The sequence below is a fragment of the Pseudonocardia sp. TMWB2A genome, assembly GCF_017312135.1.
The window spans coordinates 1,835,515-1,860,150 of the sequence record NZ_QKQY01000001.1 but is presented as its reverse complement, the minus strand read 5'-3'; the positions used below and the strand labels follow the sequence as shown (position 1 = coordinate 1,860,150).

At 60.5% G+C, this 24,636-nt stretch carries 24 protein-coding genes; 8 read left to right on the top strand and 16 right to left on the bottom strand.

The window, feature by feature from the left end:
* Positions 1–164: 164 nt before the first annotated feature.
* Positions 165–920: a response regulator gene (locus DMP17_RS08700; protein ID WP_337828677.1), complete on the top strand. Its 756-nt coding sequence runs from the start codon at positions 165–167 to the stop codon at positions 918–920.
* A gap of 11 nt (positions 921–931) precedes the next feature.
* Positions 932–2,425: an ATP-binding protein gene (locus DMP17_RS08695; RefSeq protein WP_337828676.1), complete on the top strand. Its 1,494-nt coding sequence runs from the start codon at positions 932–934 to the stop codon at positions 2,423–2,425.
* Between the two features lie 123 nt (positions 2,426–2,548).
* Here the strand turns inward: DMP17_RS08695 and DMP17_RS08690 are convergent, their stop codons facing one another.
* From DMP17_RS08690 to DMP17_RS08655, 8 genes are all read right to left on the bottom strand, one after another.
* Positions 2,549–3,337 (bottom strand): acyl-CoA thioesterase, encoded by a 789-nt coding sequence (locus DMP17_RS08690; RefSeq protein WP_337828675.1) that lies wholly within the window; start codon positions 3,335–3,337, stop codon positions 2,549–2,551.
* On the bottom strand, positions 3,334–4,149 hold the full coding sequence (locus tag DMP17_RS08685) for a metallophosphoesterase (protein ID WP_337828674.1): 816 nt from the start codon (positions 4,147–4,149) through the stop codon (positions 3,334–3,336). Before DMP17_RS08685 ends, DMP17_RS08690 begins: the two co-directional genes overlap by 4 nt.
* A gap of 130 nt (positions 4,150–4,279) precedes the next feature.
* The gene (locus DMP17_RS08680; protein ID WP_337828673.1) at positions 4,280–4,786 is read right to left on the bottom strand and encodes a DoxX family protein; all 507 of its coding nucleotides are present in this window, start codon (positions 4,784–4,786) and stop codon (positions 4,280–4,282) included.
* 281 nt (positions 4,787–5,067) lie between these two features.
* The gene (gene dcd, locus DMP17_RS08675; RefSeq protein ID WP_337828672.1) at positions 5,068–5,622 is read right to left on the bottom strand and encodes a dCTP deaminase; all 555 of its coding nucleotides are present in this window, start codon (positions 5,620–5,622) and stop codon (positions 5,068–5,070) included.
* On the bottom strand, positions 5,619–6,335 hold the full coding sequence (locus DMP17_RS08670) for a GH25 family lysozyme (protein WP_337828671.1): 717 nt from the start codon (positions 6,333–6,335) through the stop codon (positions 5,619–5,621). Before DMP17_RS08670 ends, dcd begins: the two co-directional genes overlap by 4 nt.
* Before the next feature lie 4 nt (positions 6,336–6,339).
* The gene (locus DMP17_RS08665) at positions 6,340–6,795 is read right to left on the bottom strand and encodes a cytidine deaminase (protein ID WP_337828670.1); all 456 of its coding nucleotides are present in this window, start codon (positions 6,793–6,795) and stop codon (positions 6,340–6,342) included.
* Positions 6,792–7,433, bottom strand: a complete 642-nt coding sequence (locus DMP17_RS08660; protein WP_337828669.1) for a GH25 family lysozyme — start codon at positions 7,431–7,433, stop codon at positions 6,792–6,794. Before DMP17_RS08660 ends, DMP17_RS08665 begins: the two co-directional genes overlap by 4 nt.
* Before the next feature lie 78 nt (positions 7,434–7,511).
* The gene (locus DMP17_RS08655; RefSeq protein WP_337828668.1) at positions 7,512–7,994 is read right to left on the bottom strand and encodes a UPF0262 family protein; all 483 of its coding nucleotides are present in this window, start codon (positions 7,992–7,994) and stop codon (positions 7,512–7,514) included.
* 434 nt (positions 7,995–8,428) lie between these two features.
* Between DMP17_RS08655 and DMP17_RS08650 the strand changes: the two genes are divergently transcribed.
* On the top strand, positions 8,429–9,943 hold the full coding sequence (locus DMP17_RS08650; RefSeq protein ID WP_337828667.1) for a replicative DNA helicase: 1,515 nt from the start codon (positions 8,429–8,431) through the stop codon (positions 9,941–9,943).
* 343 nt (positions 9,944–10,286) lie between these two features.
* Entirely contained in the window at positions 10,287–10,817 is a 531-nt protein-coding gene (locus DMP17_RS08645) for a GNAT family N-acetyltransferase (protein ID WP_337828666.1), read from the top strand.
* A 32-nt stretch (positions 10,818–10,849) separates the two neighbouring features.
* Here DMP17_RS08645 and DMP17_RS08640 read toward each other — a convergent pair whose 3' ends face one another.
* The 8 genes from DMP17_RS08640 to DMP17_RS08605 all read right to left on the bottom strand — a co-directional run bounded on the left by DMP17_RS08640 (position 10,850) and on the right by DMP17_RS08605 (position 20,482).
* On the bottom strand, positions 10,850–13,147 hold the full coding sequence (locus DMP17_RS08640; protein WP_337828665.1) for a putative bifunctional diguanylate cyclase/phosphodiesterase: 2,298 nt from the start codon (positions 13,145–13,147) through the stop codon (positions 10,850–10,852).
* Between the two features lie 111 nt (positions 13,148–13,258).
* Positions 13,259–14,020, bottom strand: coding sequence for a phosphoadenylyl-sulfate reductase (locus DMP17_RS08635; RefSeq protein WP_337828664.1), 762 nt, complete (start codon positions 14,018–14,020; stop codon positions 13,259–13,261).
* Entirely contained in the window at positions 14,013–14,438 is a 426-nt protein-coding gene (locus DMP17_RS08630; RefSeq protein ID WP_337828663.1) for a DUF934 domain-containing protein, read from the bottom strand. Before DMP17_RS08630 ends, DMP17_RS08635 begins: the two co-directional genes overlap by 8 nt.
* Positions 14,431–16,065, bottom strand: coding sequence for a nitrite/sulfite reductase (locus DMP17_RS08625; RefSeq protein WP_337828662.1), 1,635 nt, complete (start codon positions 16,063–16,065; stop codon positions 14,431–14,433). Before DMP17_RS08625 ends, DMP17_RS08630 begins: the two co-directional genes overlap by 8 nt.
* Before the next feature lies 1 nt (position 16,066).
* Positions 16,067–16,363 (bottom strand): DUF2849 domain-containing protein, encoded by a 297-nt coding sequence (locus DMP17_RS08620; RefSeq protein WP_337828661.1) that lies wholly within the window; start codon positions 16,361–16,363, stop codon positions 16,067–16,069.
* Positions 16,360–17,307 (bottom strand): uroporphyrinogen-III C-methyltransferase, encoded by a 948-nt coding sequence (cobA, locus tag DMP17_RS08615; RefSeq protein WP_337828660.1) that lies wholly within the window; start codon positions 17,305–17,307, stop codon positions 16,360–16,362. Before cobA ends, DMP17_RS08620 begins: the two co-directional genes overlap by 4 nt.
* Positions 17,308–17,389: 82 nt before the next feature.
* Positions 17,390–18,847, bottom strand: coding sequence for a succinylglutamate-semialdehyde dehydrogenase (locus DMP17_RS08610; protein WP_337828659.1), 1,458 nt, complete (start codon positions 18,845–18,847; stop codon positions 17,390–17,392).
* A 111-nt stretch (positions 18,848–18,958) separates the two neighbouring features.
* Positions 18,959–20,482 carry a protein adenylyltransferase SelO family protein gene (locus DMP17_RS08605; protein WP_337828658.1) on the bottom strand — a complete coding sequence of 508 codons (1,524 nt, stop codon included), beginning with the start codon at positions 20,480–20,482 and terminating at the stop codon, positions 18,959–18,961.
* 34 nt (positions 20,483–20,516) lie between these two features.
* Between DMP17_RS08605 and DMP17_RS08600 the strand changes: the two genes are divergently transcribed.
* The 4 genes from DMP17_RS08600 to DMP17_RS08585 all read left to right on the top strand — a co-directional run bounded on the left by DMP17_RS08600 (position 20,517) and on the right by DMP17_RS08585 (position 24,600).
* A complete protein-coding gene (locus DMP17_RS08600) occupies positions 20,517–21,476 on the top strand; it encodes an alpha/beta fold hydrolase (protein WP_337828657.1) in 960 nt (319 codons plus the stop codon).
* 3 nt (positions 21,477–21,479) lie between these two features.
* Positions 21,480–22,640 (top strand): glycosyltransferase, encoded by a 1,161-nt coding sequence (locus DMP17_RS08595; protein ID WP_337828656.1) that lies wholly within the window; start codon positions 21,480–21,482, stop codon positions 22,638–22,640.
* 6 nt (positions 22,641–22,646) lie between these two features.
* The gene (locus DMP17_RS08590) at positions 22,647–23,120 is read left to right on the top strand and encodes an MgtC/SapB family protein (RefSeq protein ID WP_337828655.1); all 474 of its coding nucleotides are present in this window, start codon (positions 22,647–22,649) and stop codon (positions 23,118–23,120) included.
* Positions 23,121–23,193: 73 nt separating this feature from the next.
* Positions 23,194–24,600, top strand: coding sequence for an NAD(P)H-dependent flavin oxidoreductase (locus tag DMP17_RS08585; protein ID WP_337828654.1), 1,407 nt, complete (start codon positions 23,194–23,196; stop codon positions 24,598–24,600).
* The last annotated feature ends 36 nt before the right edge of the window (positions 24,601–24,636 follow it).

The window sequence follows — 24,636 nt, the reverse complement described above, 5'->3', positions numbered from 1 at the left end:
TCGGTATCCATGCTCCCTTTGAGGGAAACCGTACCTTTGGATGCTGAACAAAAAGGAAGAGCCGGGCCGCATCTCTCTCCCCTCTGGCCCGGCTCTTTTCATATCTGTCGCGTAAGACTAAGCTGGTCCCGCCCGCGCGGGCTTGAAGGATGATGTGCAACCCGATGCCCGACCATAATCTGCCCCGTATCCTCCCCCATAGCCTCCCCCATATCCTCATTGTCGATGACGAACGCTCGATCCGCGAACCTTTGTCTGAATATCTGGAAGGGCATGGTTTCCGGGTGAAAGATGCGGCTTCCGCCGATGCGGCGCGCACCTTGCTGGCGGCGAATAATTTCGACCTTGTGATTTGCGACATCATGATGCCGGGCGAGGACGGGCTGGCGCTGACCCGCCATATCCGCGAGCGCGGCGATTTGCCGGTGATTTTATTGACTGCGCGGACCGAAGATACCGAACGGATTGTCGGCCTTGAAATGGGCGCGGACGATTATCTGGGCAAGCCCTTCAACCCGCGCGAGCTGGTTGCGCGCATCAAGGCGGTGCTGCGCCGCACCGCGCTTGCGGGCGAGCGCGTCAATGGCGAGGATGGTGAAAGCTTTGCCTTTGGTGACTGGGTGCTGAAAACCACCGAGCGCGCGCTGGTCGGCAAGGATGGCGTGACCGTGCCGCTTTCGACCGGCGAATATCAGTTGCTGCTCGCGCTGGTGCGCCACCCCAATCAGGTGCTGAGCCGCGACCGGCTGCTCGACATGACACAGGGACGCGAGGCCGAAGCGTTTGACCGCGCGATTGACAATCAAGTGTCACGCCTGCGCCGCAAGATCGAACCCGACCCCAAAAATCCGACGCTGGTGCGCACGGTGTGGGGCGGCGGCTATACGCTGGCGAGTGACGTCAAGCGGATCATGGATTAAGCGCGCGCCCGATGAACCAAGAGGCCCCTCCCTCCCTGTTTTCGCGTCTGCTGCCGCGCAGTCTGGTCGGCCAATTGGTGTTCGCGACCGCCATTGCGCTGTTCGTTGCGCAGGCGGTGAGCTTTTATATGCTGGCGCGCGAACAGGGCGAACAGCGGATCATGCGCATTGCCATTCCCGTCGCCAACCGCATCGTCGAAGTATCGGACCGTATTTCGGTCGGGCAAACCCCCGTGGCCGCCCGGCGCTCCGGCCGCACGCCGCGTATTCTCGTCGATGTGTCCGACCAGCCGATTGTGACCGATGCGATGATCGAGCATGAGCGCGCTGCCGCGCAACTGCGCACGCTGCTCGCCGAAGCCAATGCCAATATCAAAACGGTGCGCGCGAGCGAACTCACCGGTCCGCCGCATCTCCAGCCCTTGCCGCTAATGCGCAAGATCAAGGATGAAAAAGAGCGCGAGGAGCGCGAGGATGCCGCCACCGCAAGGCGGGCGCTCGCCAAAGCCGGACTATCCGGTCCCAATGCGCGGCGCAGCGCTTTGTTCGATGACGGGCGCGGGCGCGTCCATTATAATACGGTGCTGGTGTCGGCGCAGTTGGAAGATGGCCGCTGGATCAATATCATCCTGCCCGCCGCCAAGACCGACCCGATGCTGTCGGGACTGCTTATCGGCCAGACTTTGCTCCTCTATCTGATGCTGCTCGCGCCGATTGCGTGGATCGGCTGGCGGGTGTCGCGGCCTTTGAATGCGCTGACGGTCGCCGCGCGCAGCACCGATGTGGGCGAGGCGGTGGACCCCATTCCCGAAAGCGGCCCGGCGGATGTGAGCGACCTCACCCGCGCATTCAACATGATGCGCGCGCGTATTTTCGGGATGCTTGGCGAAAAGGACCGGATGCTCGGCGCGCTCGGCCATGATCTGCGCACCCCGCTGGCGTCGCTCAGGGTACGGGTCGAATCGGTCGATAATGATGCTTTGCGCGCGAAAATGACTGGCACGATGGATGAAATGGCGGTGATGCTCGACGATATTCTTGCGCTTGCACGGTCGGGACAGGAAAAAGAAGCGATGGTCGCCACCGATGTGGGCGCGCTCCTGTCGGCGGTGGTCGAAGATTATCGCGACGTCGGCGCGGATGTGATGCTGGGCGAAATGCCCGCGCATATTGTGCGCTCGCTCCATCCGGTGCCGATGCGGCGCGTGCTGCGCAATCTTATCGACAATGCGCTCAACTATGGCACGCGCGCGCGGGTCAGTTTGAGCGATGAAGGCGGGCGCGCGGTCATCCGCGTGGCCGATGACGGCCCCGGCATCCCGCCCGACCGCATCCCCGAAATGCTCGAACCCTTTGCCCGCGCCGAAGAATCCCGCAGCCGCGAAACCGGCGGCGCAGGTCTCGGCCTTGCCATTGCCAAGACGATAGTGACGCAACAGGGCGGCAAGCTCAGCCTCTACAACGCCCCCGACGGCGGCCTCGTCGCGCAGGTGGTGTTGGGGTAAGTCCCGAATAATCCTCGCCGGAACAAGAGCGGATGGGATTAGCGGACGGGATGAAGAATATATTTTCGCTCCTCCTCTTCAGGGAGGGGCTTTTAGTTCAGGGGAGGGGCTTTTAGGGTCCGGTCAAACAAACACGCCGACGCCTTGGCCGCCGCTGGCGATGGGGTCGCCGTCGCGGTTCCACAGCATCATTTCCTGCGCGCTGAACCCGCCGCTGACATAGCGGCTATGGCTATGGAGCAGCCACCAGCCGTCGCGGGTTTCGGGCTTGGCGGTGAGCATATGGACGGTCCAGTTCATCGAGCTGATCGGGCCGAGCTTGGTGAAGAGCGCAATCGCGGCGGGCGGGAGCGCATCGCCGAGCGCGAGCAGCGCGACCGCAGGATCGCATTGCGGTTCGTCGATAAACCGCACCCAGACGAGCAATTCAGCCTTTTCCTGTCCGAAGTCGATAGCAGGACCGGTGACGGGGCGCATATCGAATTGCCGTGTGAAATTGGGCCGTGCGGGATGGTCGGGGATTGGCTCCAGCGCTTCGGGCGGCGGCACATCGGGCATCGGCATCCGCACATGGTCGACATGGCTGTCACGCGCGCCAGTGAAGGTGAACAGCGCATGGGTGCCGAACCCGGCTTCGGACGTGACTTCACAGGTGATAAAGCGGCTGGATTTACTTTCCCGCACCAGATTGGTTTCGACCGTGCAGTCGCCCGACACCGGCCCGACAAAGCTGATTTGCGCGCATTTGAGCGGCTGCGGGCCGGGTTCGGCATCGAGCGCCGCCTGCAAGGCAATCGCTGCGGAAATGCCGCCATATGCGGTGCGCCCCTGCATCCATTCATCGCCAATATGCGCGTGGAACAGCCCGCGCTCGTCCTGGTCGAGCGCGACCACCGCATCAAGATTGCTCATCCGGCCCATCCTTCATGTGCGCGTTCGGGATGCGCTTCTTCGGTTGCTTGCAATACCCAGCGGTCGGTGCCTTCAAGGCCGAGCGCGGATAATTTGCCGGTGCGATAAGCGCCGGTATCGACGCCGATGCGGTTGGGCTGTTCATCGACATCATCAAAAATAGTATGGCCGTGGACGATCATTTTGTCATGCGGGCTATTATCGTTGATGAAGCCTTCACGGATCCAGCGTAAATCCGCTTTCTTCTGATCCGCGACCGGCACGCCCGGCTTGATGCCCGCATGGACGAAAGCATAATCGCCGATAACGATGCAATCTTCGAAATCGGCAATGAAATCGACATGCGCGCGCGGGATGAGCGTGAGCATCCGCTGCGCCAGTTCCTCGATGGTCAGCCCGTCATATTCGTGTTGCGCGATGGGGTAGCTCAATATGGTTTCGCGTCCGCCCATGCGGATGAAGTGGCGCAACGCCTTGTCGTCACCGCTTGCCGCGCGCTGGAATACTTCTTCATGATTGCCCTTGAGGAAGCGCACGGCGGGGCCGCCTTCTTCTGCATTGGCCAGCGCCAGCGCGGCATCGACCACGCCCGCGCTATCGGGGCCGCGGTCGACCAGATCGCCCAGAAAGATGATCGTGGTGCGCTTGATCGGGCGCGCGGCATTGTCGGCATCAATCTGCATGACAAGGTCACGCAGCAGGTCCAGATTGCCATGCACATCGCCAATCGCATAAACCCGCTCGCCTGCCGGTATGGCGGGCAAAGGGCGCGGCGGCGGGGCGACAGTTTTGCGGAAAAGACGTCCTAACATTTGCGCGCTATCTAGGCTTTTGACGGGGGCAGCACAAGAGCAGACCGCCCGTCAAAAGGGGTAAAAAGAGGCGGTGACGGCGTGTGCGTAAAGAAACGTAACGTCACCTCATTCCGCGTAACGCCGCCGCTCAATGTTTGACGTGGTGGGTTTCGCTTTGCGTATCGACATGGACGCGCTCGCCGGTCGCGGGGTCGCGTTCGATATAATGATCGCGCTCGACCACCACCGTATCATCCTGTTTGCGGCGCAGACGGTCAAGGCTGCCGCGCGTATTGCCATAAGCAAACAACATCAAAAGCCCGCCCGCAATAGCAAGCCACATCAGCAATAATTGCTGGTGAATAGGCTCGGCCACATTGGCGAGGTGAAGGTAAACCGCCGTCAACACCGCATAAATCGCCGCCACCAGCGCGGTTGCGCGGGTCATAAAGCCCAGCAAGATGAGGATACCGATAACCAGCTCGAAAATCCCCAGCGGCACCGCCATCGTGCCGGGTGCGGCCATCCAGTCCAGATAGGGGTTATTGGCATAGCTTTGATTATAGGCATTTTGGTACATGAGCTTGCCCGCGCCCTGCAAAATGAAAAGCGCGGCCAGAAAAATACGACCGAATAAAGCGGCGATACTGCTCATGATGACATCCTTCTCCCGTTATAAGCTGTGCGAAGGCAACGCTTCGGGAGTGTCATGGGTTCCGGCATGGTGGTCCGGCATGGTGGTCTGACAGACCTATCCCCATGTCGTCATACCTGCGAAAGCGGGTATCTATCTGCGGACCTATCGGTAAACCGCACATTCGGGAGATGGATCCCCGATCAAGTCGGGGATGACGTAAGTTTGTTTTTCAGGCGCGCGCCTCATGCGAACATTCACAATTCCGACATCATAATTCCGGCCCATTATACTCCGGCCCATCACAACTTCGGTAACGTCACCCCGCGCTGGCCCATATATTTGCCTGCGCGGTCGGCATAGCTGGTCTCGCACGGCTCATTGCCTTTCAAGAACAGGAACTGGCACGCGCCTTCATTGGCGTAAATTTTGGCAGGCAAAGGCGTGGTGTTGGAAAATTCCAATGTCACATGGCCCTCCCAACCCGGCTCCAGCGGGGTCACATTGACGATGATGCCGCAGCGCGCATAGGTGGACTTGCCCAAGCAAATGACCAGCACATCGCGCGGGATGCGGAAATATTCGACCGTTCGGGCCAGCGCAAAGCTGTTCGGCGGGATGATGCAGACATCGGTCTTGCGATCGACAAAGCTGTTCGACGCGAAATCCTTGGGGTCCACCACCGCGCTATCGACATTGGTGAAAATCTTGAACTCGTCCGCCACCCGCGCGTCATAACCGTAAGAGGACAGGCCATAGCTGATACAATTTTCGCGCCGCTGGCTCTCCACAAAAGGCTCAATCATCTTTTGGGTGGTCGCGGCCTCGCGAATCCATATGTCGGAAAGTATGCTCATGGGGTGATCCTTGGCGGGAGGGTGCGAGCAAAGTCAAGGCTCGCGGCGTTCCAGTCAACGCGGCCTTCAATCCCGTCGATGGACCGGAATTGCGACATTTGCCAAATGGACCAATTGCGCGCTCCAAAGCTGGGTTTGATGATAATGCTACGTAGCCAGAGCGGGCGGTCATTTTTGGCGCTCACCGCATATGCTTCATCAAATTCACGCGTGAGATAGAGGATGGCAGGCTTGCCGCTATGCGCCTCAACGATGGATAGAAAATCGTGCAATTCCTGCTGGAAATTTTCCAGTTTCGGCCGGCTCGAACAATTGCCCAGATATTCAAGGTCAACCACTGGCGGCAATGCGGCAGGATCAGCGGGCACAATTTTCACAAAATTGGCGGCTTGTTCTTTGCCGGGTCGGCATAGGGTGAAGAAATGATAAGCGCCACGCGGGATGCCGACGCGTTTGGCTTCCGCCCAGTTGATGGCGAAACGGCTATCGACATGGTCGCCGCCTTCGGTCGCTTTCATAAAGACGAAATCAACCTCGCTTGTGGCCGCTACTTTGTCCCAGTCTATCACGCCTTGATGGTGCGATATGTCCAAGCCTTGCGCGGGATAACTGGTATCGGACGGGTGCCAATGCGGTGCGTAAAGGAAAGCGGCGATGGCGGTGACAATAAGCATGCCGCCGCTCAACAATCCAATTGCCCACCCGCGCTTCATCCCCTCACACCAACCCCAAATCCTTCGGCCCGAAACTATGTGGCAACAGTTCGGAGATAGTATAGCTGGCAATCTGTGTGCCATCGCCCGACCCGCAATGGACGGGGAGGTCTATGCCGGTCAGTTCTGCGGCTTCGTTGATGATCTGGCGGCAGCGGCCGCACGGGTGGCAGGTGTCATTGCCACCAATCTCTCCGTCCGTGCCTTTCAATCCACCGATAATGCCGATCGCGCGCACTTCGCGCAATTTGCCCGCTGCATTGGCGGTGCCGAGCGCTACGGTTTCGGCGCATAGGGTGAGGCCATAGCTTGCATTTTCAAAATTCGCGCCGGTGATTACGCTGCCATCAGCGAGCAACAGCGCGGCCCCTACGCCATAGCCCGAATAGGGCGCATGGGCGTTGCGAGCGGCGGTGCGCGCGTGGGCGATTAGGACTGCCGGGGTTATATCCTTGCTCATGTGCGCGGATTAATCACAATCCAGCGCACATTACCATCCGCCCCGTCGATCCGCGCGCGATTATTTGCGAGCCACATACGCCACACGCTGCCCTCTTCGGGCGGGAAATAATTGCCGGTCAGCACCAGCGGGCGGTCGAGCGCGGTGAAGCTATAATCCCCGGCAATAGCGGGCGAGGGCATCAGTATGGCCTTGCGCCCCATATGGGTTTCGACCTGATTGAGGAAAGTGGTGAGTTCGCCTTCCAGCATCGCCTGCGTCGGATGGTCGGTGCAACCGTCGCGATAGGCTATCGCGATGGCGGGCGGGAGCGCGTCGGCATCGCGCGGCACCAGCCCGTCAAAATTGCCCGCCTGATCGCTGGCGAGCGCGCACAAATCATAATGGTGGATCGCGCCGAACCGCATTTTGAGCGCGCGGGTGCGGTTGCGATTTTCGACAAAACGCAGGTCGCGCCGCTTGCTGCCATAGGTTGCGTCCAGATAGACAAAATCCGCGCCGCCTGCACGCAATTGCCCGAAATGGACCAGCCCGTTGCGCGCGCCAATGGCAACGCCTTGCACCGGATAATCGGCGCGGTCGGGCCGCCAGTCATGGATGGTGCGCAATATAAAGGCACCGCCGAGCAAGATTATCATGAGTAGCACCAGCCCGCGCCACACGGGCCAGCCTCGTCCGCCTGCTGTTTTTCCGGCCGTTCCCCCCGCCATGCCCAGCTATCCCTTGATGTGCAGCACGCAGATGAGCGTGAACAAGCGCCGCGCGGTGTCGAAATCGACCTCGATCTTGCCCTCAAGCCGTTCGATCAGCATATCGGCGGCTTCATTATGGATGGCGCGGCGGGCCATATCGACGGTTTCGATCTGCTGCGCGGTCGATTGGCGGATGGCTTGATAATAGCTGTCGCAAATCGCGAAATAATCGCGGATCGGGCGGCGGAACCGGCCAAGGCCCAAAATTACCGATTCGAGCGGGGTGCCATCCTCGCGCGCCATATCGAGCGCCAGCCGCCCCTCCTCGACGCGCAAGGCCAGCTTATACGGCCCCGCATAGCCATCGGGATGGACGCGCAGGGGCTTGAAGACATTGCCTTCAATCAGGTCGAAAATCGCAATGCGCCGTTCCTGCTCGACATCGGCATTGCGCCAGATGATCGTCGCTTCGTCCAACTGGACATCTATGATGCGGGGATCGGCCATGATGCCGCCTTGTTGCCGATGAAGCGGCGGGGAAGCAAGGGGAATTGGTTTGGGGAAAGGCGGCCCAGCCTAAAAGGTCCTCCTCGGGCTTGTTTGGGCCTTATCGCAAAAGTTCCTCCCCGAGCTTGCTCGGGGAGGGGGACCGTTCGCCGTAGGCGAATGGTGGAGGGGTAAAGCGATTGCCTTAGCAATCGCGCGCGCCGTTGGCGCGCATAACCCCTCCGTCACGCGCTACGCGCGCGCCACCTCCCCGAGACAAGCTCGGGGAGGAACTTAGGGCTCTTGGCCCGAGACAAGCTCGGGGAGGAGCTTAAGGTTTAGGCCCGAGACAAGCTCGGGGAGGAGCTTGGCATTTATCCACAGGGCGCAATATGTCGTGGATAAGCCGCCTCGGCTCTTGCACTTGGCGCGGGGTTGGCCGAAGGGTTTTAGTCATGATCGACATCGTCCGCCTGCCCACCGCCCAAGCCCCTGCCACCGACGAGCAAGTCCAGTTGCCGCGCAATGTCGAGGCGGAAGCCGCGTTTCTGGGGGCGATTCTGATCGACAACCGGGTCAATGAAGATTTGCCCGTGCGGCTGGAGCCGGATCATTTTTTCGAACCCGTGCATGGCCGTGTCTATCAGCAGATATTGACGCTGCTCGACCGCAATATGGTGGTGACGCCGGTGACGTTGAAGCCGTTCTTCGAAGCGGACGAGGCGATGAAGGCGCTTGGTGGCCCGGCCTATCTCGCGCAACTGACGGGGAGCGGGGCGGGCCTCATCGGGGCCAAGGATATGGCCGCGCAAATTTATGATCTGGCGCTGCTGCGCGAGTTGATCGGCGTCGGGCGCGGGCTTGTCGACCGCGCGATGGACACGAGCGAGAGCGTCGACCCCAAGAGCCAGATCGAAGAGGCGGAAACCGCGCTCTACAAGGTGGCGGGCGGCGAATCCGAAATGGGGTCGGTCAAAAGCTTTAGCCAAGCCGCACTGGAAGTTATCAAAAATGCCGAGCGCGCGTTGCAATCGGGCGGGCATTTTTCGGGCGTGACCACGGGGCTTACCGCGCTCAACGGCAAGACCGGGGGCTTGCAGAAAAGCGACCTTCTGATCCTTGCCGGACGTCCCGGCATGGGCAAGACCGCGCTTGCCACCAATATCGCGTTCAACGCCGCACAACGCTGGCGGCGCGATGAGGAGGACGGCATTGTCCCTGAAAAAAATATGGGCGCAAAGACCGCTTTTTTCAGCCTCGAAATGTCGGCGGATCAGCTCGCCACCCGTATCATGGTCGAACAATCGGGCATCAGCGCCCACGCGCTGCGCATGGGTAAGATTAACCGCGAAGAGTTTCAAAATCTGTCACGCGCGTCGCAGGATTTGCAGACCTTGCCGCTTTATATTGACGATACGCCGGGCCTCACTATTGCGGGCCTGCGCACCCGCGCGCGGCGGTTGCAGCGGCGGCACGGCATCGGCCTCATCATCGTCGATTACCTCCAACTGCTCCAAGGGTCGGGCAAGGGGGGCGATAATCGCGTGCAGGAAATTTCGGAAATTTCGCGCGGGCTGAAAACGCTCGCCAAGGAATTGAACGTGCCGGTGCTGGCGCTGTCGCAGCTCAGCCGTGCGGTCGAGCAGCGCGATGACAAGCACCCGCAACTGTCCGACCTTCGCGAATCCGGCTCTATCGAGCAGGACGCCGACATCGTATTGTTCGTGTTCCGCGAAGAATATTATGTGCTGGGCCGCGAACCCAAACGCCCGCGCGACACCGACGCACAGGAAGTGTTCGACGCGCATAAACGCTGGGAATTGGAAGAACTCGCCCCCGTCGCCAACCGCGCCGAGGTGATTGTCGCCAAACAGCGCCACGGTTCCACGGGGACGGTCGAATTGAAGTTCGAAGCCAATATCACGCGCTTTTCCGACCTCGCGGATGAAAGCTATGCGGGGATTATGTGAGGGGTGGGGGCGCTTGCCGCTCTCCGCTCGGTCTAGGAGGCGTGGGTGTATTGCAAGACGATCCGCGCGCATCCTGTCCTTCGATACGGTCCTTGCGGACCTACTCAGGACGAACGGGAAAGGGCAATCCGGTTTATGGTCCATTTGCTATAATGACGGCTTATCCCGCACCCCAAACCGCTAGCCCTGAGCGTGTCGAAGGGCGGGGGTAAGGTGGGCGCCATACTGAGGGGCGTCCTTCGACACGCTCAGGACTAGCGGTTATAGTGATGCCAACCCTGTCTATCATACCGACCGCTAACCTGCCTCTCCACCCGCCAACCACACCGGCCACATTACCCCCATGACCCGCATCCGCCCCGCAACGCCTGCCGACATCCCTGCGCTTCATGCGCTGGTCGAAAGTGCCTATCGGGGGGAGAGTGCCAAGCGGGGGTGGACGCATGAGGCGGACTTGCTTGGCGGACAGCGCACCGATGCGGACGCGCTCGCGGCCTTGCTCGCCAATCCGGAGGTGATGTTGCTGGTGGCCGAAGAGGAAAGCGGCACGCTTACCGGCTGTGTGCAGGGAAGCCGCGTGGGTGCCGGGAGCGCCTATCTGGGGCTTCTTACCGTCGATCCGGCGCTCCAGACGCAAGGGCTTGGCCGCCGCCTGATCGCCGCGATTGAAGCGGCGTGCGCTGCGGATTTCGGCGCTTATGTCATGGAAATGACGGTCATCCGCCAGCGCACCGAGCTGATCGCTTATTATGAGCGGCGCGGCTATGCGCTGACCGGCGAAGCACGGCCCTTTCCGCTCGATGATGCGCGTTTCGGTCTGCCCAAAACCCGCGCGCTGGAATTTGTCGTGCTGGAAAAAGCGTTGCGGTCTTAACGCCTGCCCTAACGCTCGGCCTAACGCCCGCCTTAACGGACAATGCGCAGACTGGTGCGCGCGAGCATTTTGACGAGCGCGGCAATCGCCATTGGCCGTGCGACATGATGGCCTTGCGCAATGTCACAGCCGAAACGGGTGAGGATGCCGAGCGCCGCTTCATCTTCGACCCCTTCCGCAACTACGCGCAGGCCGAGCGAGTGGGCAAGGTCCACTGTCGCGCGCACCAAGATGGAATTGCGCTGGTCGGCGGCAATGTCGCAGATGAAGGACTGGTCGATTTTAAGCTCGTCAGCGGGTAGGTTGCGCAGATAGGCGAGCGAGCTTTGGCCGATACCGAAATCGTCAATCGAGATCGCAAAGCCGCGGTCGCGCAGGGTGCGCAAATTGGCGAGTGCCTCGCGCGAATGAACCATGATCGCGGTTTCGGTGACTTCAAGCGTCAGTCGGCGCGGGTCGCCGCCGCAGCGGTCGACCACCCGCATCAGCCGCGACAGGAATTGCGCATCGCACAGGCTGCGCGCGGAAATATTGATCGCCATGTTGAGCGTCACGCCGCGTTCGTCGAGCGCCTGCTGCCCCTTGATCGCCTGTTCCACCACCCAGTCGGTGAGCGCGTCGATAAAGCCGGTTTCTTCCGCAAGCGGAATGAAACGGTCGGGTCCTACGGGGCCATAAAGCGGGTGGTTCCAGCGCAGCAAGGTTTCCGCGCTGTGGATTTTGCCGCTGCGCAGGTCAAGTTTGGGCTGGAAACTCAGCCATACATCGCCATTGGTCAGCCCCGCGCGCAGGTCCGACAACATGGTGAGGCCGCTCGCTGCCTGCCGTTCTGCCGCCGCATCAAAAAAGGCGATGTCGAGGTTGAGCTTGCGCGCCTGGACCGCCGCCGCTTCGGCCTGATGGACAAGGGTGGAGGCTTCATCGCCTTCGGCCACGCCGATGATGAAATGCACGTCGATATTATTTTCATCGACCCATACCGGCACCGAAAACAGCGCGCGCACAAGGTCAAGCTTGACCCGCGCCGCGTTGCGGTCGGTGGCATAAAAAGCAATCGCCAATTCGCTGGGCGACAGGCGCGCAATCGGCGTGTCGGGCATTTGTTCGGCAATGCGCGCGCCGACCTGTTGCACCAACTGGCTTGCGCGGGTCGACCCTAACGCGGCGCGGAACGAGGAGTAGCGGTCGATTTCCAGCGCGGCGACATGGATGGTGCCGTTGAACGAATGGACCAGCCGTTCGGCGACTATCTGTTCAAAGCCGACGCGGTTGGGAAGGCCGGTTTCGACGTCATGAAAAGCCACGCGGCGCAATTCGGCTTCACCTTCGCGCACTTTGGCAAGCGCTGCGAGCGTGTTCATATGTTCGCGGTCGGCGCGGCGTTGGGAGCGCGCTTCTTCACAGCGGAACGCGCCGAGCGGCAACACAATCGCCATGGCCGAGGCTGCAAAAAACTGGAGCATCGAGAGGCGGTAGAGGATGGATTCTTCCACCGCGCCATGCCGCAAGATGCGGTCGGGAACGAGGCTTAACGGCCCCCAGCCTTCTGCGGTCGCAATGCTCGCAATGAAGATGAGGACGGTTGCGGCTATCATCGACTGGACCGCGCTGGTGCGGAACGAAATCCAGATGAGCGGCAACAGCGCGACGAACAATAAGGGCAGGCGTGACTGGCTGAACACGATGAGCGCGGTGCACACCATCAGCGCAAACAGGCCCAAGGCTTCGCGCAAGGAGCGGTCGGGATCGACCATCTGGGAGGGCTTGCGGAAGATTTGCAACAGCAGCGGCACAAGCAGGCCCATCGACACAAAATGCGAGGCCAAGATGGTCGCGAGATTATCGCTGAACCCGTTGACAAAGCCCGTGCGCGCAAAGCTTTCGACTAGGCCGCGCAGCAAGGTTGCGGGGATAACCGCGCATATGAAAAAGGCGGCGAGCCTGCGCGGGCGCGTGAGGTCCAGTTGCGCACCGCAAAAACGGCGCGCCAATATTACCGCAACACAGGCTTCAGCGACGGACAATAAGGGGAAGATGGTGGCTTTGGGCTGCGGCGCGCCGACAAAAGGATAGCTGACGAGCGCAACCACGGTGGTGGTAAACAGGAAACGGATCGCATTGCGCCGGTCAAGCAGCAGCAACCCGGCTACGGTCACACCCAGAACAGGGCGGAAAAGCAAGTCATTATAAAAATGCGCGGACGCCACGCTGATGAGGACCGCCAGCACGAAAATGGCGAACAGCACCAGCCAATGCGGTCGTTCGACGCGCTTATTGTCCGGCGCGAAGAGCGCCCATCGGCCTAGCCGTTGCGATGCTGTCAGATCCATACACCGCCGATTCGCAGTTGTTGTTGCCAGATTGTGCGCCGTGCAAGGTTAATATTTGCTTATGTCCGGACAGCCCAAATCCGTGTGTTTGGCTAAGTGCTTGTTAGTAGCTTAGAAAGCAGGTTCTTCGCCGGGGGTGAGCGGCACATGGATGCCACATTCGACCTTGTCCCAGCCTTTCCAGCGGCCCGAACGCGGATCTTCGCCCGGCGCGACCTTGCTGGTGCAGGGCGCGCAGCCGATCGACAAATAGCCTTGCGCTTCCAACGGATGACGCGGCAGCGCATGGGCTTCGAAATAAGCGTCGAGTTCGGGCTTGGTCCAGCTGGCGAGCGGGTTCCATTTGATGCGGCCGGTCGCGCCGTCGAGTTCAAAACGCGCCAAGCCGCTGCGTGTCCCCGACTGGAAGCCTTTGCGTCCGGTAATCGACGCATCATAAGCGCCGAGCGCCTGTTCGAGCGGCAATACTTTGCGAATATCGCAGCAGCCGTCCGGGTCATAGGACCAACGCAGGCCGGTTTCATCGCGCGCGGCCAGACTATCGGTGTCGGGCTGGAGATTGACGGGGGTAAAATCCAGATGGCTGGCGAGCGTGTCGCGATAGGCCAAGGTTTCGGCGAAATGCTTGCCGGTATCGAGGAATAAAATGTCGGTATCGCTGCCCGCTTCGACGACCATATGGATCAGCACCGCCGATTCCGCGCCGAATGAAGACACCAATGCGACTTTGCCGAGCAAGCCTTCGCGCAGCAGCTCGCGCACCATTTGTGCGGTCGGCACCGCGTCGAAACGCGCGTTGAGCGCGGCGACATCCGCGCCGGTAAAACGCGGGGCAACATCAATCCGGTCCAGCGCGCGCAGCGGTTCAGCCATGACGCAGCTTCCAGATCGGCACCGGCTTGTCGGCGGCGCTTTGGTAGAAAATGTCGAACCGTGCGAGCGTATCTTCGACGACCTTGGGGTCCATCGGTGCGTGCGGCGCGAAACTGTCGAACCCGCAGCGGCGCATGAACAAAAGCTGGTCGACCAGCACGTCGCCTTCTGCGCGCAATTCGCCGGTATAGCCATTTTCGCGCAGGATTTGCGCCGATGAATAGCCGCGCCCGTCGCGGAAACGCGGGAAGCTCACCTCGACCAGTTTAAGCCGGTCAAGGAAGGGGAGCAACTGGCGCGCATCATCGCCCGCTTCGATGCGGACGGCGGTAGCGTCGGGCTGTTCGAGGAAGGCATCGAGCGTGACCGAAGGCTCTTCCAGCGGCTCGTCATCGCGGAAACGCAGAAAATCAGCCATAAATCGCCTCCTTGAACGGGTCCATGCCAACGCGGCGATAGGTGTCGAGGAAGCGTTCGCCATCGGTGCGGACTTCCCGATATTTGTCGATGGTGCGCTCGATAGCGTCAACAATGCCGTCCTCGTCGAAGCCGGGGCCGGTGATTTTGCCAAGGCTGGCATCCTCCGCGCCCGACCCGCCGAGCAGCAATTGGTAATTTTCGGTGCCTTTTCGGTCCACGCCAAGGATGCCGATATGGCCCGCATGGTGGTGGCCGCACGCATTAATGCAACCCGAAATTTTGAGCTTCAATTCGCCCAGATCACGCTGGCGGTCGAAATTTGCGAAGCGCGCCGCGATTTTCTGCGCAATCGGGATAGAACGCGCATTGGCGAGACTGCAATAATCGAGGCCGGGGCAGGCGATAATGTCGCTGATAAGGTCAAGATTGGGTGTGGCCAAACCGGCTTCATCCAGTGCCTGCCACAGTGTATAAAGATCCTGCTTTTTGACATGCGGTAGCACGACATTTTGCGCGTGGGTGATGCGCAATTCGTCATGGCTATAGCGGGTCGCCAAATCGGCCATAAGGTCAATCTGGTCGGCAGTCGCATCGCCCGGAATCCCGCCAATCGGCTTGACGCTGATATTGACGATGGCATAGCCGGGGGCCTTGTGGGCAATCACCTGTTGCTTGACCCATACCGCAAAGTCGGGGTCGCTAAGGTCGAGATCATCGCTCAACTCCGTTTCAAAGGCGGGCGGTGCGAAATAGGCGGCGATGCGGTCAAATTCGGCCATCGGCACGTCCGAGCCATTGGGCAAAATTGCCTGCCATTCCGCTTCGACCTGACGGGTAAATTCTTCCTGCCCTAGGTCATGGACGAGGATTTTGATACGCTGTTTGTGGATATTATCGCGCCGCGCCCAACGGTTCCACACGCGCAAGGTCGCTTCCAGATAGGAGACGATATTTTCAACCGGCAGGAACGGGCGGATCAGCGGGGCGACGAACGGTGTGCGACCCATGCCGCCGCCGATATAGACTTCAAAGCCATGCGCGCCCGCGCCATTTTTAACCAGCTTCAGCCCGACGTCATGAAGGCGGATCGCGGCGCGGTCTTCGTCCGCTGCGGTTACCGCAATTTTGAACTTGCGCGGCAAATAGCTGAATTCGGGGTGGAAGGTCGTTGCCTGCCGCAACAATTCGGCCCAAGGGCGCGGGTCGGCGATTTCGTCGGCAGCGGCGCCCGCATATTGGTCCGACGACAGGTTGCGGATGCTTTCGCCCGACGTCTGGATCGCGTGCATTTCGACCTTGGCCAAATCGGCGAGAATGTCGGGTGCATCTTCCAGCTTGATCCAATTATACTGGATATTCTGGCGCGTGGTGAAGTGGCCATAGCCGCGATCATATTTGCGCGCGATGTCGGCAAGGACGTGCATCTGCGCGCCTGACAAAGTGCCATAAGGAATGGCAACGCGCAGCATATAAGCGTGGAGTTGCAGATAAAGGCCGTTCTTCAGGCGCAGCGGCTTGAACTGGTCCTCCGTAATCTCGCCCGCAATGCGGCGCGCTACCTGATCGCGAAATTCATCGACGCGCGCATCGACTATCGCTTGGTCATATTGGTCATATTTATACATATCAGATCACCCAATCGCCGGCATCGGGGTCGGCGGGTTTCAAGGTCAGGTCGGGGCGCACGGTCGGGCCGAGCGCGCGGATGCGGTCTTTGATGTGCGCAGGGCGCGGGCCTTCATCGGTGGCAATCGCGTCGATGATGTAAGGCGAATTGACGCGGCGCGCGCCTTCTTCGCGTTGCAGGATAGCCTCGCCGCTCTCGCCGACATCGACCGCATCTTCGACATGGATCGACCACCAACTTCCGGCCCACCATGTGACCGCGCCGCTTTCCAGATTATTTCCGGTCAAAATTTTCATGACGCATCTCCGAAGCTTTTCAAATCCTCCCCTGTAAGGGGAGGGGGACCGTCGGCGCAGCCGATGGTGGAGGGGTGTTCCGAGTTCCGTGAGGGCGATACCCCTCCGTCTTGCCCTGCGGGCAATCCACCTCCCCTTGCAGGGGAGGCATAGAAATGGTCGAACATTTCAACGGCATTCGAGCGCGTCACCACATCGCCGACCACAAGGAGGGCGGGGCTTTGCACCTGTTGGCGCGCGACCAGTCCGCCGAGGTCCGCGAGCAAGGTTTGCATTGCGCGTGAATCGCCGCGTGTGCCTTTTTCCAGCACCGCGACCGGGGTTGCGGGGGAGACGCCATCCTCGATCAGCTTTTCGGCGATACGTTCAGCGGTCGCGATACCCATATAGATGACGAGCGTGCGGCCATGCCCTGCAAGGCCTGACCAGTCCTGATCGGACAAATCCTTGCATTGTCCCGCAACAAAGCTGACCGCACTGGAGGCCGCGCGGTGGGTGAGGGGGAGGCCCGCTTCGGCGGCGCAACCGATGGCGGCGGTGATGCCGGGGACGGTTTCGCACGCAATGCCCGCCGCACGCGCAGCTTCCTGCTCTTCGCCGCCGCGTCCGAAGATGAACGGGTCGCCGCCTTTCAAACGCACGACATTGCGCCCCGCTTTGGCTTCGCGCACAAGAAGCGCGTTAATATCGTCCTGCGCCATCGTGTGCCGGCTGCGCGCCTTGGCGACCGAGATACGCTCGGCAGTTGCGGGGGCGAGCGCGAGGATCGACGCATCAACCAACCCGTCATGGACGATAAGGTCCGCTGCCCGGATAAGGCGCAGCGCCTTGACGGTGAGCAGGTCGGGATCGCCCGGACCTGCCCCCACCAGCCAGATTTTTCCGGCTTGGGCGCGGGGGGCCGAATCGCTGTCGGCGCGGGAGGGAAAAGCGGTGTTTGCCATGCGCCTCAAATGCGCAAGGCAGGCCCGTCAGGCAAAACATCCTTTTTTGACAGGCGACAAGTTCAGCTTCATTTGGCCTAATTCATCTGGCCATAGCAAGCGGCATTGGCGATGCGTCGGCATCCTCGGCCATCGGGCGCAGGCCTATGCCGATGGATGCGCGGAGCTGATCGGTTTCGGCAGAAGCGACCGGAAAGGCGCAATAATCGGCGGCATAAAAAGAGGTGGGGCGGTGGTTGCCGGACAGGCCTACACCGCCGAACGGAGCGGCGAGCGCGGCGCCGATCGTGCCGCGATTCCAGTTGACGACGCCCGCGCGCACATTGGCCCAAAATTGGTCATATTGCGCCGCCGTCCCGCCGATGAGCGAGGCACACAGGCCATAGCGGCTGGCATTGGCCTCGGCGATGGCTTCTTCGAAGGTCGCGACCTTGACCACTTGCAATAAGGGGCCGAGCAATTCGATATCGGGGCGTTCCTGCATCGCGGTCACGTCGATAATGCCGGGGGTGAGGAACGGGCGTCCGTCAATCGGGCGGGTCATATGGCGGATGACTTTGCCGCCATTGGTCATCAGAATGACAAAGCTTTCGACCATCGCGTCGGCGGTCTCATTGTCGATCACCGGTCCCATGAAGGGCGCAGGGTTGCTGTGCGGTTCGCCGACAATCAAGCGCCCGGCGAGCGTTTTAATCTCGCCCATCAACCGGTCATAGAGTGTATCGCGCACGATCAGCCTGCGCGCCGAGGTGCAACGCTGTCCCGCGGTAGTAAAGGCCGATTGCGCGACAATGATCGCGGCGGTGTGGATGTCATGCGTGTCCCACACGACAATCGGATTATTTCCGCCCATTTCGAGGACGAGCATCTTGTCGGGCCGGTCCACCAGATAGCGGTTGAGCATGATGCCGGTGCGCGCCGAGCCGGTGAATAATACGCCATCAACGCCGGGATGGGTGGCCAAAGCCTTGCCTTGTTCCGGCCCGCCAAAGACACCACGCAAAATGCCGGTCGGCACACCTGAATCATGCAGGGTGCGCACCAGCAATTCGCCGACAGCGGAGGCTTTTTCGGACGGTTTGAATATGACCGCATTGCCTGCGAGCAGGGCGGGGATGATATGCCCCACCGGCACTTGCATTGACGGGCTGAACGGGCCGATGACCGCCATCACACCATGCGGCTTGTGGCGCAGCGCATTGCGCGCTTGGTGCGCGCCTTCGACCAGACGCTGCGAGGTGCGGTCGGCATAGGATTTGACCGCAATGTCGATTTTGGCGACGACATTTTCAACTTCGTTGCGCGCTTCCCACATCGGTTTTCCCGATTCGCGCGCGATGAGGTCGGCGATGGTTTCGCTATCCTGTTTGACGCGGTTGGCAAAGCGGCGGATGATTTCGGCGCGCGCAGTGAGCGGCTGGGCAGCCCATTTCGGCCAGTCCCGACGCGCATCGGCGATCTCGGCGGCAGGGTCTCCGACCCGACCGCTCCACAGCCGCGCGCCCGTTGCGGGTTCGTACGAAAAAATTTCGTCAGCCATGTCTGGTAGCACGTTCCCTGAATTACACCGGCCGCCCTCATGACCACCGGATTCAAGGCTCTAGCGCGATATGGTAAAGAGTTTCTTTGCGATGACGCTAAATTTACGCAACTATTGGATTTTTTCGCGCAAAGCGGCGCCCATGCTGCGTATTTTTTCGACCTTTTGATAGAGCGGCGCCCACTCATCGCGCGCGTCAATCGCACTCCAAAGGGCCTCCACCGTGTCGATGCCCATCGATTCCGGCGCGGAATTCTGCCAAAAATCATGGGTGTCGGGGGCCACGCGGCGATATTTTCCGAACAAAGCGGCGAAAGCCTGATGCGATTCGCTTTTTCCATCATTTGCGCCAGTGACACCGTTGTCGATTCGCTTGCGCCAATCGAAGAAGAAACGGTCAATCGGAATTTGGTCCGTCACCATCAATTTTTCGCCCGCTTCGACGAGCGCGCGGTCGCTTTCGGGGGAGACGCTGGCAAGGCCCAAGCGCCACAGGAAACGCCGCGCGACCGCGGCCTGATAGCGCGGCCCGAATTGTTCCAGCACCGCAATTAACGGTTCGGCCTCGCTCAGCGGGCGCAGCGATATTGCAAGCTGCGCACAATTCCAATGGATCGCTTCGGGCTGGCGTCCGAACGCATAAAGCCCCGCTTCGTCAAAATAAGCGGCGGTAAAGGCCGGATCCCAATAAGGGGTGAAGCGCCACGGCCCATAATCGAAACTTTCGCCCGATATATTGATATTGTCGCTGTTGAGGACACCGTGAACAAAGCCTGCGACCATATAAGAGGCAGCAAGGTCGGCGGTGCGTGTGACCACCGCGTCGAGCAAATCGACCGCCACTTGGGCCGCATCTTGGGCGGCAAGCGCATCGGCGTCGCGGTCATAATAATAGCGCAAAGCATAGCGGGCGAGCGCAGCAATGCGCGCCGTATCGCCCAAGGCTGCAAGGCGCTGGAAGGTGCCGATGCGGATATGGCCGTGGCTCATCCGCACCAACACGGCGGAGCGGGTGGGGGATGGCTCATCCCCGCGCCATAATTTTTCACCCGTTTCAATGATGGAGAAAGTGCGCGAGGTCGGAACGCCCAGCGCCTCCAGCATTTCGGTCGCGAGCAATTCGCGCACTGCGCCCTTGAGCGTCAGCCGCCCGTCACCGCGCCGCGACCAGGGCGTCGTCCCCGATCCCTTGGTGCCAAGGTCAATGAGGCGGTCATCGCCATCCCGCATCTGGGCAAACAGAAAGCCGCGCCCGTCGCCAAGGTCGGGATTATAAACGCGAAACTGGTGGCCATGATAACGGAGCGCCAAAGGCTCTGGAAGATTGCCGGGGAGCGGTTCGAACCGCCCGAAATGGCGGAGCCACGCCGCATCATCCAACCCTCCAAGGCCAATTTCTGCCGCAGCCCGGTCATTGCGCCAGCGCAACAGGGTTTCGGGGAAATCCGCTGCGCGCACCGCATCGGAAAATCCTTCTCCCAATGTCGGGAAAACAGGGTCGGGGCGATAGCGCGGGGGCAGGGCAGAAGAAGACATGCGCTTGTTATGGGGGCGATGATAGCGCCGCACAAGATTATCGGCTAAGCGGGTTAAAGGCTTGTCTAATGCCCGATAGAGCGCAATAGGTAAGGCCATGACAGGGCAAATAGCGGAGTTAAAGCGCACCCTTATGAGCGATGCACCCCCGGCTCAGGCTCCCGCAGCCACGGAAAATGACAATTTCAACGGCCAGTGGCGTGATCGTTACTGGTGGTCGAATGATGGCGTGCGCCTCCATTGCCGCGACTATCCGGCGCCACAAGGGGCGGAAAGCCTTGTGCCGGTTTTCTGTATGCCCGGCCTCACCCGCAATGCGCGCGATTTTGAAGGGTTGGCCGAGCATCTCGCCAAAAGCCGCCGCGTTATCACGATAGATTTTCGCGGGCGCGGCGAAAGCGGCTATGCGAAAGACCCGATGAGCTATGTCCCGCTCACTTATGCGCAGGATGTGCTGGGCCTGTGCGCGGAATTGGGAATAGACAGGTTCGTGTCGTGCGGCACCTCGCTTGGCGGCATCGTCACCATGCTGCTCGCGGCGATGGCGGGAGACAAGCTGGCGGGCGCGGTGCTGAACGATGTCGGGCCGGTCATTGAAGCCGAAGGGATAGAGCGTATCCGCGGCTATGTCGGCCAAGCGGGGAGCCAGCCCACTTGGGTCCATGCCGCGCGCGCCGCACAGGATATGCACGGCGCTTATTTTCCCGGCTGGAAGCTTGATGACTGGCTGCGCATGGTGAAGCGTACCAATAAGCTTACCAAGGAAGGCCGCATTGTTCCCGACTATGACAGCAAAATCGCCGAACCTTTCCGCGTGCCGGGGGGCGAGGCAGGGGTTGATTTATGGCCCGCGCTGGCGGCTTTGGGCGATAGGCCGACCTTGATCCTGCGCGGGCGTCTGTCCGACATATTGAGCGGAGCGACGGCGGAGGAAATGGTTGCGCGGCTGGGGCAGGCACAGCTTGTGACGCTTGATATGGTCGGCCATGCGCCGAGTTTGGACGAGGCCGAAGCGCAAGCCGCGATTGATGCGCTGCTTGCCGAAGTGGACCAGCGCGAAAAGGCGCGCGCCACCGGAGCGGCTCCGGCCTGATCCATGCCGCAACCAGCCGCACCTGACAGGCGCAATCCCGTCCGCATCCTCCACTTGCACAGCACTTTTTCGCTAGGCGGCAAGGAAGCGCGCGCGGTGCATCTGATGAACCGCTTTGGCGGCCATGCGGTCCATACCATCTTGTCGGCCATGCCCGAAGAAATGGGGGCCGCAGATGCGATCAACCCCGACGTTGCCGTGGCTTTCCCCGACAATGCGCCATCCTTGCAAGGCAAGCCAAGCCCCGACCGCTACCGCGATCTCGCGCGTTATATGCAGGATTTCGATCTGGTATTAAGTTATAATTGGGGCGCGATGGACGGGGTGGGGGCGCACCGCTTGTTCGCGCGACTGATGAAATTGCCGCCGATCATCCATCATGAGGACGGCTTTAATGCCGACGAGACCGACCGGCTCAACCCCAAGCGCAACCTGTTCCGCCGCATGATGCTCCCGACCGCGCGCGCGCTGGTGGTGCCATCCCAGCGGCTGGAGGAAATAGCGCGCAAAATATGGCGGCAACCGGCACATAAAATCCGCCGCATCCCCAATGCGATTGACGTTCCGGCCTATGCCGCAGACCCCGACCCCGACGCTATTCCCGGCTTTGAAAAGCGGCCCGGCATGGTGGTGGTCGGGACATTGGCGGGCTTGCGCGCGGTTAAAAACCTGCCGCGCCTTGTCCGTGCGGTCGCCGCGCTGCCGGTCGAAGCGCGCGAAAAAGTGCAGCTTGTCATTGTCGGGCAGGGGCCGGAGCGCGATGTCATCCTTGCCGAAGCGGCGCGCCACGGCCTGTCGGACCAGCTTGTCCTCCCCGGCTTTCTGCCTGCGCCCCACCGCTATGTCGGCCTGTTCGACATATTTGCGCTATCGTCAGACAGCGAACAATTCCCAGTTTCGCTGGTCGAAGCGATGGCCGCGGGCTTGCCTGCATTATCCACCAATGTCGGCGATGTTGCGCATATTGTCGCGCCGGACAATCTGCCGTTCGTGACGCCGCTGCGCAATGAACCGGCTTATGCCAAGGCGCTGCGCGATCTGGTCGCGGACGCAGATTTGCGCGCGGGGATCGGCGCGGCCAATCGCTTGCGCGCACAGGCCGACTATGATGATGACGATATGGTTGCGCGCTATGCGGAGCTTTACGGTGTGTCGCTCGTTTGACCCCATATGTTCGCGGAATTCACCAAGGATAGTTTCAGCATCGGCCCGCATCTGGTCGCGCTGTTGATTGCTTATGTGCTGGCGTTGCCTTTGGGCTGGGACCGCGAAAAGGAAGAAAGAAGCGCCGGATTGCGCACCTTCCCGCTGGTTGCGATTGCCAGTTGCGGCTTTGTGCAAGCTGCCGAAAGCCTGATGGGCGACAGTCCCGAAGCCATGTCCAAAGTGATAGAGGGGCTGATTACCGGCATCGGCTTTATCGGCGGCGGCGCGATTTTGCGGATGAAAACATCGGTGCGCGGAACGGCGACAGCGGCGAGCCTGTGGGCCACTGGCGCAATCGGCACCGCAGTCGGTCTTGGCGCGCTGGACGTGGCCGTTGTGCTGGCGATTGTCACCTTTGTGACATTGAAACTTTTGTCCCCGATCAAGGCCGCTGCGGGGCTCGACAAAGATACGGACAACCCGCTTGAGATGGATTAGCCTTTCCCCTAACGGAAAAAGCCCTATAGGCGGGTGCTGATGTTCGAGTTCGGGTAAGTTCGGGAGAATATAGTTGTTCAAGGGTCTGAAGCCGATTACATATGCGGGCCGCGAAGTCTGGCCGCTGGTTGAAGGGGGCAAGGGGGTAGCGGTTTCGACGGGCGAAAGTGCTGGCGCTTGGGCGGCAGCAGGCGGCATCGGCACGGTTTCTGCGGTCAATGCGGACAGCTATGACGCCGATGGCAATATCATCCCGCAAATCTATCACGGCAAAACGCGGCCCTTACGCCACGAAGAATTGGTCGAATATGGCATTGCCGGTGGCATTGCGCAGGTCGAGCGCGCGCATGAAGTTGCGGGTGGCAAGGGCGCGATCAACGTCAATGTCTTATGGGAAATGGGCGGCGCACAGCGGGTGCTGGAAGGCGTGCTTGAAGCCACCAAGGGCAAGGTGCAGGGCGTAACCTGCGGGGCAGGGATGCCGTATAAGCTGAGTGAAATCGCGGCCAAGCACGAGGTTTATTATCTCCCCATCATTTCGTCGGGCCGGGCTTTCCGCGCCTTGTGGAAGCGCGCTTATTCCAAAGTGCCCGAATGGCTGGGCGCGGCGGTTTACGAAGATCCCTGGCTTGCGGGCGGGCATAATGGCCTTTCTAACGCCGAAGATCCGCGCGACCCCCAAGACCCTTATCCGCGCGTGGCCGAATTGCGCAAAGTCATGCGCGAAGGCGGCATTCCCGACGAAACCCCCATCGTTATGGCGGGCGGCGTGTGGGCGCTTAAAGATTGGGATAACTGGATCGACAATGACGAGTTGGGACAGATTATGTTCCAGTTCGGCACGCGGCCTTTGCTGACGCAGGAAAGCGAAATTCCGCCCGAATGGAAAGCGAAGCTGATGGATATTCAGGAAGGCGATGTCCTGCTCCACCGCTTTTCGCCCACCGGCTTTTATTCGTCAGCGGTGCGCAATCCGTTTTTGCGCAGCTTGGAAGCGCGCTCGGAACGTCAAATTCCGTTCACCGACCATGCGGACGAAACCCATACGCATAAGCTCGATGTGGGTTTGAAAGGCAATAAAAGCTGGTTTGTCACCTTGGATGACCTCAAAAAAGCGCGCGAATGGGTGGGCTTGGGCTTTGATGTCGCGATGAAAACGCCTGACAATACCGTGATTTTCGAACGCGCCGATATTGCGCGGCAAATCCAGAAGGATCAGGCCGACTGCATGGGTTGCCTGTCGCATTGCGCCTTTTCGGCATGGAAAGACCATGACGATTTTACCACCGGCTATAATGTCGACCCGCGCAGCTTCTGCATCCAGAAATCGTTGCAAAATGCGGTGCATGGCGAACCGATGGACGAAAACCTCATGTTCGCAGGTCATGGCGCCTATAATTTCCGCCGCGATCCCTTCTACTCGAACGGATTTGTGCCTACAGTCAAACAGTTAGTCGACAGGATATTGTCGGGGGAATAAGCCGCTTTTTTCGCCGTCATTGCGAGCGTAGCGAAG

Excerpts from the sequence above, each read along its gene's own strand:
- DMP17_RS08700 (WP_337828677.1), top strand. The coding sequence starts at position 165 with ATGCCCGACCATAATCTGCCCCGTATCCTCCCCCATAGCCTCCCCCAT.
- DMP17_RS08695 (WP_337828676.1), top strand. The coding sequence starts at position 932 with ATGAACCAAGAGGCCCCTCCCTCCCTGTTTTCGCGTCTGCTGCCGCGC.
- DMP17_RS08690 (WP_337828675.1), bottom strand. The coding sequence starts at position 3,337 with ATGAGCAATCTTGATGCGGTGGTCGCGCTCGACCAGGACGAGCGCGGG.
- DMP17_RS08685 (WP_337828674.1), bottom strand. The coding sequence starts at position 4,149 with ATGTTAGGACGTCTTTTCCGCAAAACTGTCGCCCCGCCGCCGCGCCCT.
- DMP17_RS08680 (WP_337828673.1), bottom strand. The coding sequence starts at position 4,786 with ATGAGCAGTATCGCCGCTTTATTCGGTCGTATTTTTCTGGCCGCGCTT.
- dcd (WP_337828672.1), bottom strand. The coding sequence starts at position 5,622 with ATGAGCATACTTTCCGACATATGGATTCGCGAGGCCGCGACCACCCAA.
- DMP17_RS08670 (WP_337828671.1), bottom strand. The coding sequence starts at position 6,335 with ATGAAGCGCGGGTGGGCAATTGGATTGTTGAGCGGCGGCATGCTTATT.
- DMP17_RS08665 (WP_337828670.1), bottom strand. The coding sequence starts at position 6,795 with ATGAGCAAGGATATAACCCCGGCAGTCCTAATCGCCCACGCGCGCACC.
- DMP17_RS08660 (WP_337828669.1), bottom strand. The coding sequence starts at position 7,433 with ATGATAATCTTGCTCGGCGGTGCCTTTATATTGCGCACCATCCATGAC.
- DMP17_RS08655 (WP_337828668.1), bottom strand. The coding sequence starts at position 7,994 with ATGGCCGATCCCCGCATCATAGATGTCCAGTTGGACGAAGCGACGATC.
- DMP17_RS08650 (WP_337828667.1), top strand. The coding sequence starts at position 8,429 with ATGATCGACATCGTCCGCCTGCCCACCGCCCAAGCCCCTGCCACCGAC.
- DMP17_RS08645 (WP_337828666.1), top strand. The coding sequence starts at position 10,287 with ATGACCCGCATCCGCCCCGCAACGCCTGCCGACATCCCTGCGCTTCAT.
- DMP17_RS08640 (WP_337828665.1), bottom strand. The coding sequence starts at position 13,147 with ATGGATCTGACAGCATCGCAACGGCTAGGCCGATGGGCGCTCTTCGCG.
- DMP17_RS08635 (WP_337828664.1), bottom strand. The coding sequence starts at position 14,020 with ATGGCTGAACCGCTGCGCGCGCTGGACCGGATTGATGTTGCCCCGCGT.
- DMP17_RS08630 (WP_337828663.1), bottom strand. The coding sequence starts at position 14,438 with ATGGCTGATTTTCTGCGTTTCCGCGATGACGAGCCGCTGGAAGAGCCT.
- DMP17_RS08625 (WP_337828662.1), bottom strand. The coding sequence starts at position 16,065 with ATGTATAAATATGACCAATATGACCAAGCGATAGTCGATGCGCGCGTC.
- DMP17_RS08620 (WP_337828661.1), bottom strand. The coding sequence starts at position 16,363 with ATGAAAATTTTGACCGGAAATAATCTGGAAAGCGGCGCGGTCACATGG.
- cobA (WP_337828660.1), bottom strand. The coding sequence starts at position 17,307 with ATGGCAAACACCGCTTTTCCCTCCCGCGCCGACAGCGATTCGGCCCCC.
- DMP17_RS08610 (WP_337828659.1), bottom strand. The coding sequence starts at position 18,847 with ATGGCTGACGAAATTTTTTCGTACGAACCCGCAACGGGCGCGCGGCTG.
- DMP17_RS08605 (WP_337828658.1), bottom strand. The coding sequence starts at position 20,482 with ATGGCCTTACCTATTGCGCTCTATCGGGCATTAGACAAGCCTTTAACC.
- DMP17_RS08600 (WP_337828657.1), top strand. The coding sequence starts at position 20,517 with ATGAGCGATGCACCCCCGGCTCAGGCTCCCGCAGCCACGGAAAATGAC.
- DMP17_RS08595 (WP_337828656.1), top strand. The coding sequence starts at position 21,480 with ATGCCGCAACCAGCCGCACCTGACAGGCGCAATCCCGTCCGCATCCTC.
- DMP17_RS08590 (WP_337828655.1), top strand. The coding sequence starts at position 22,647 with ATGTTCGCGGAATTCACCAAGGATAGTTTCAGCATCGGCCCGCATCTG.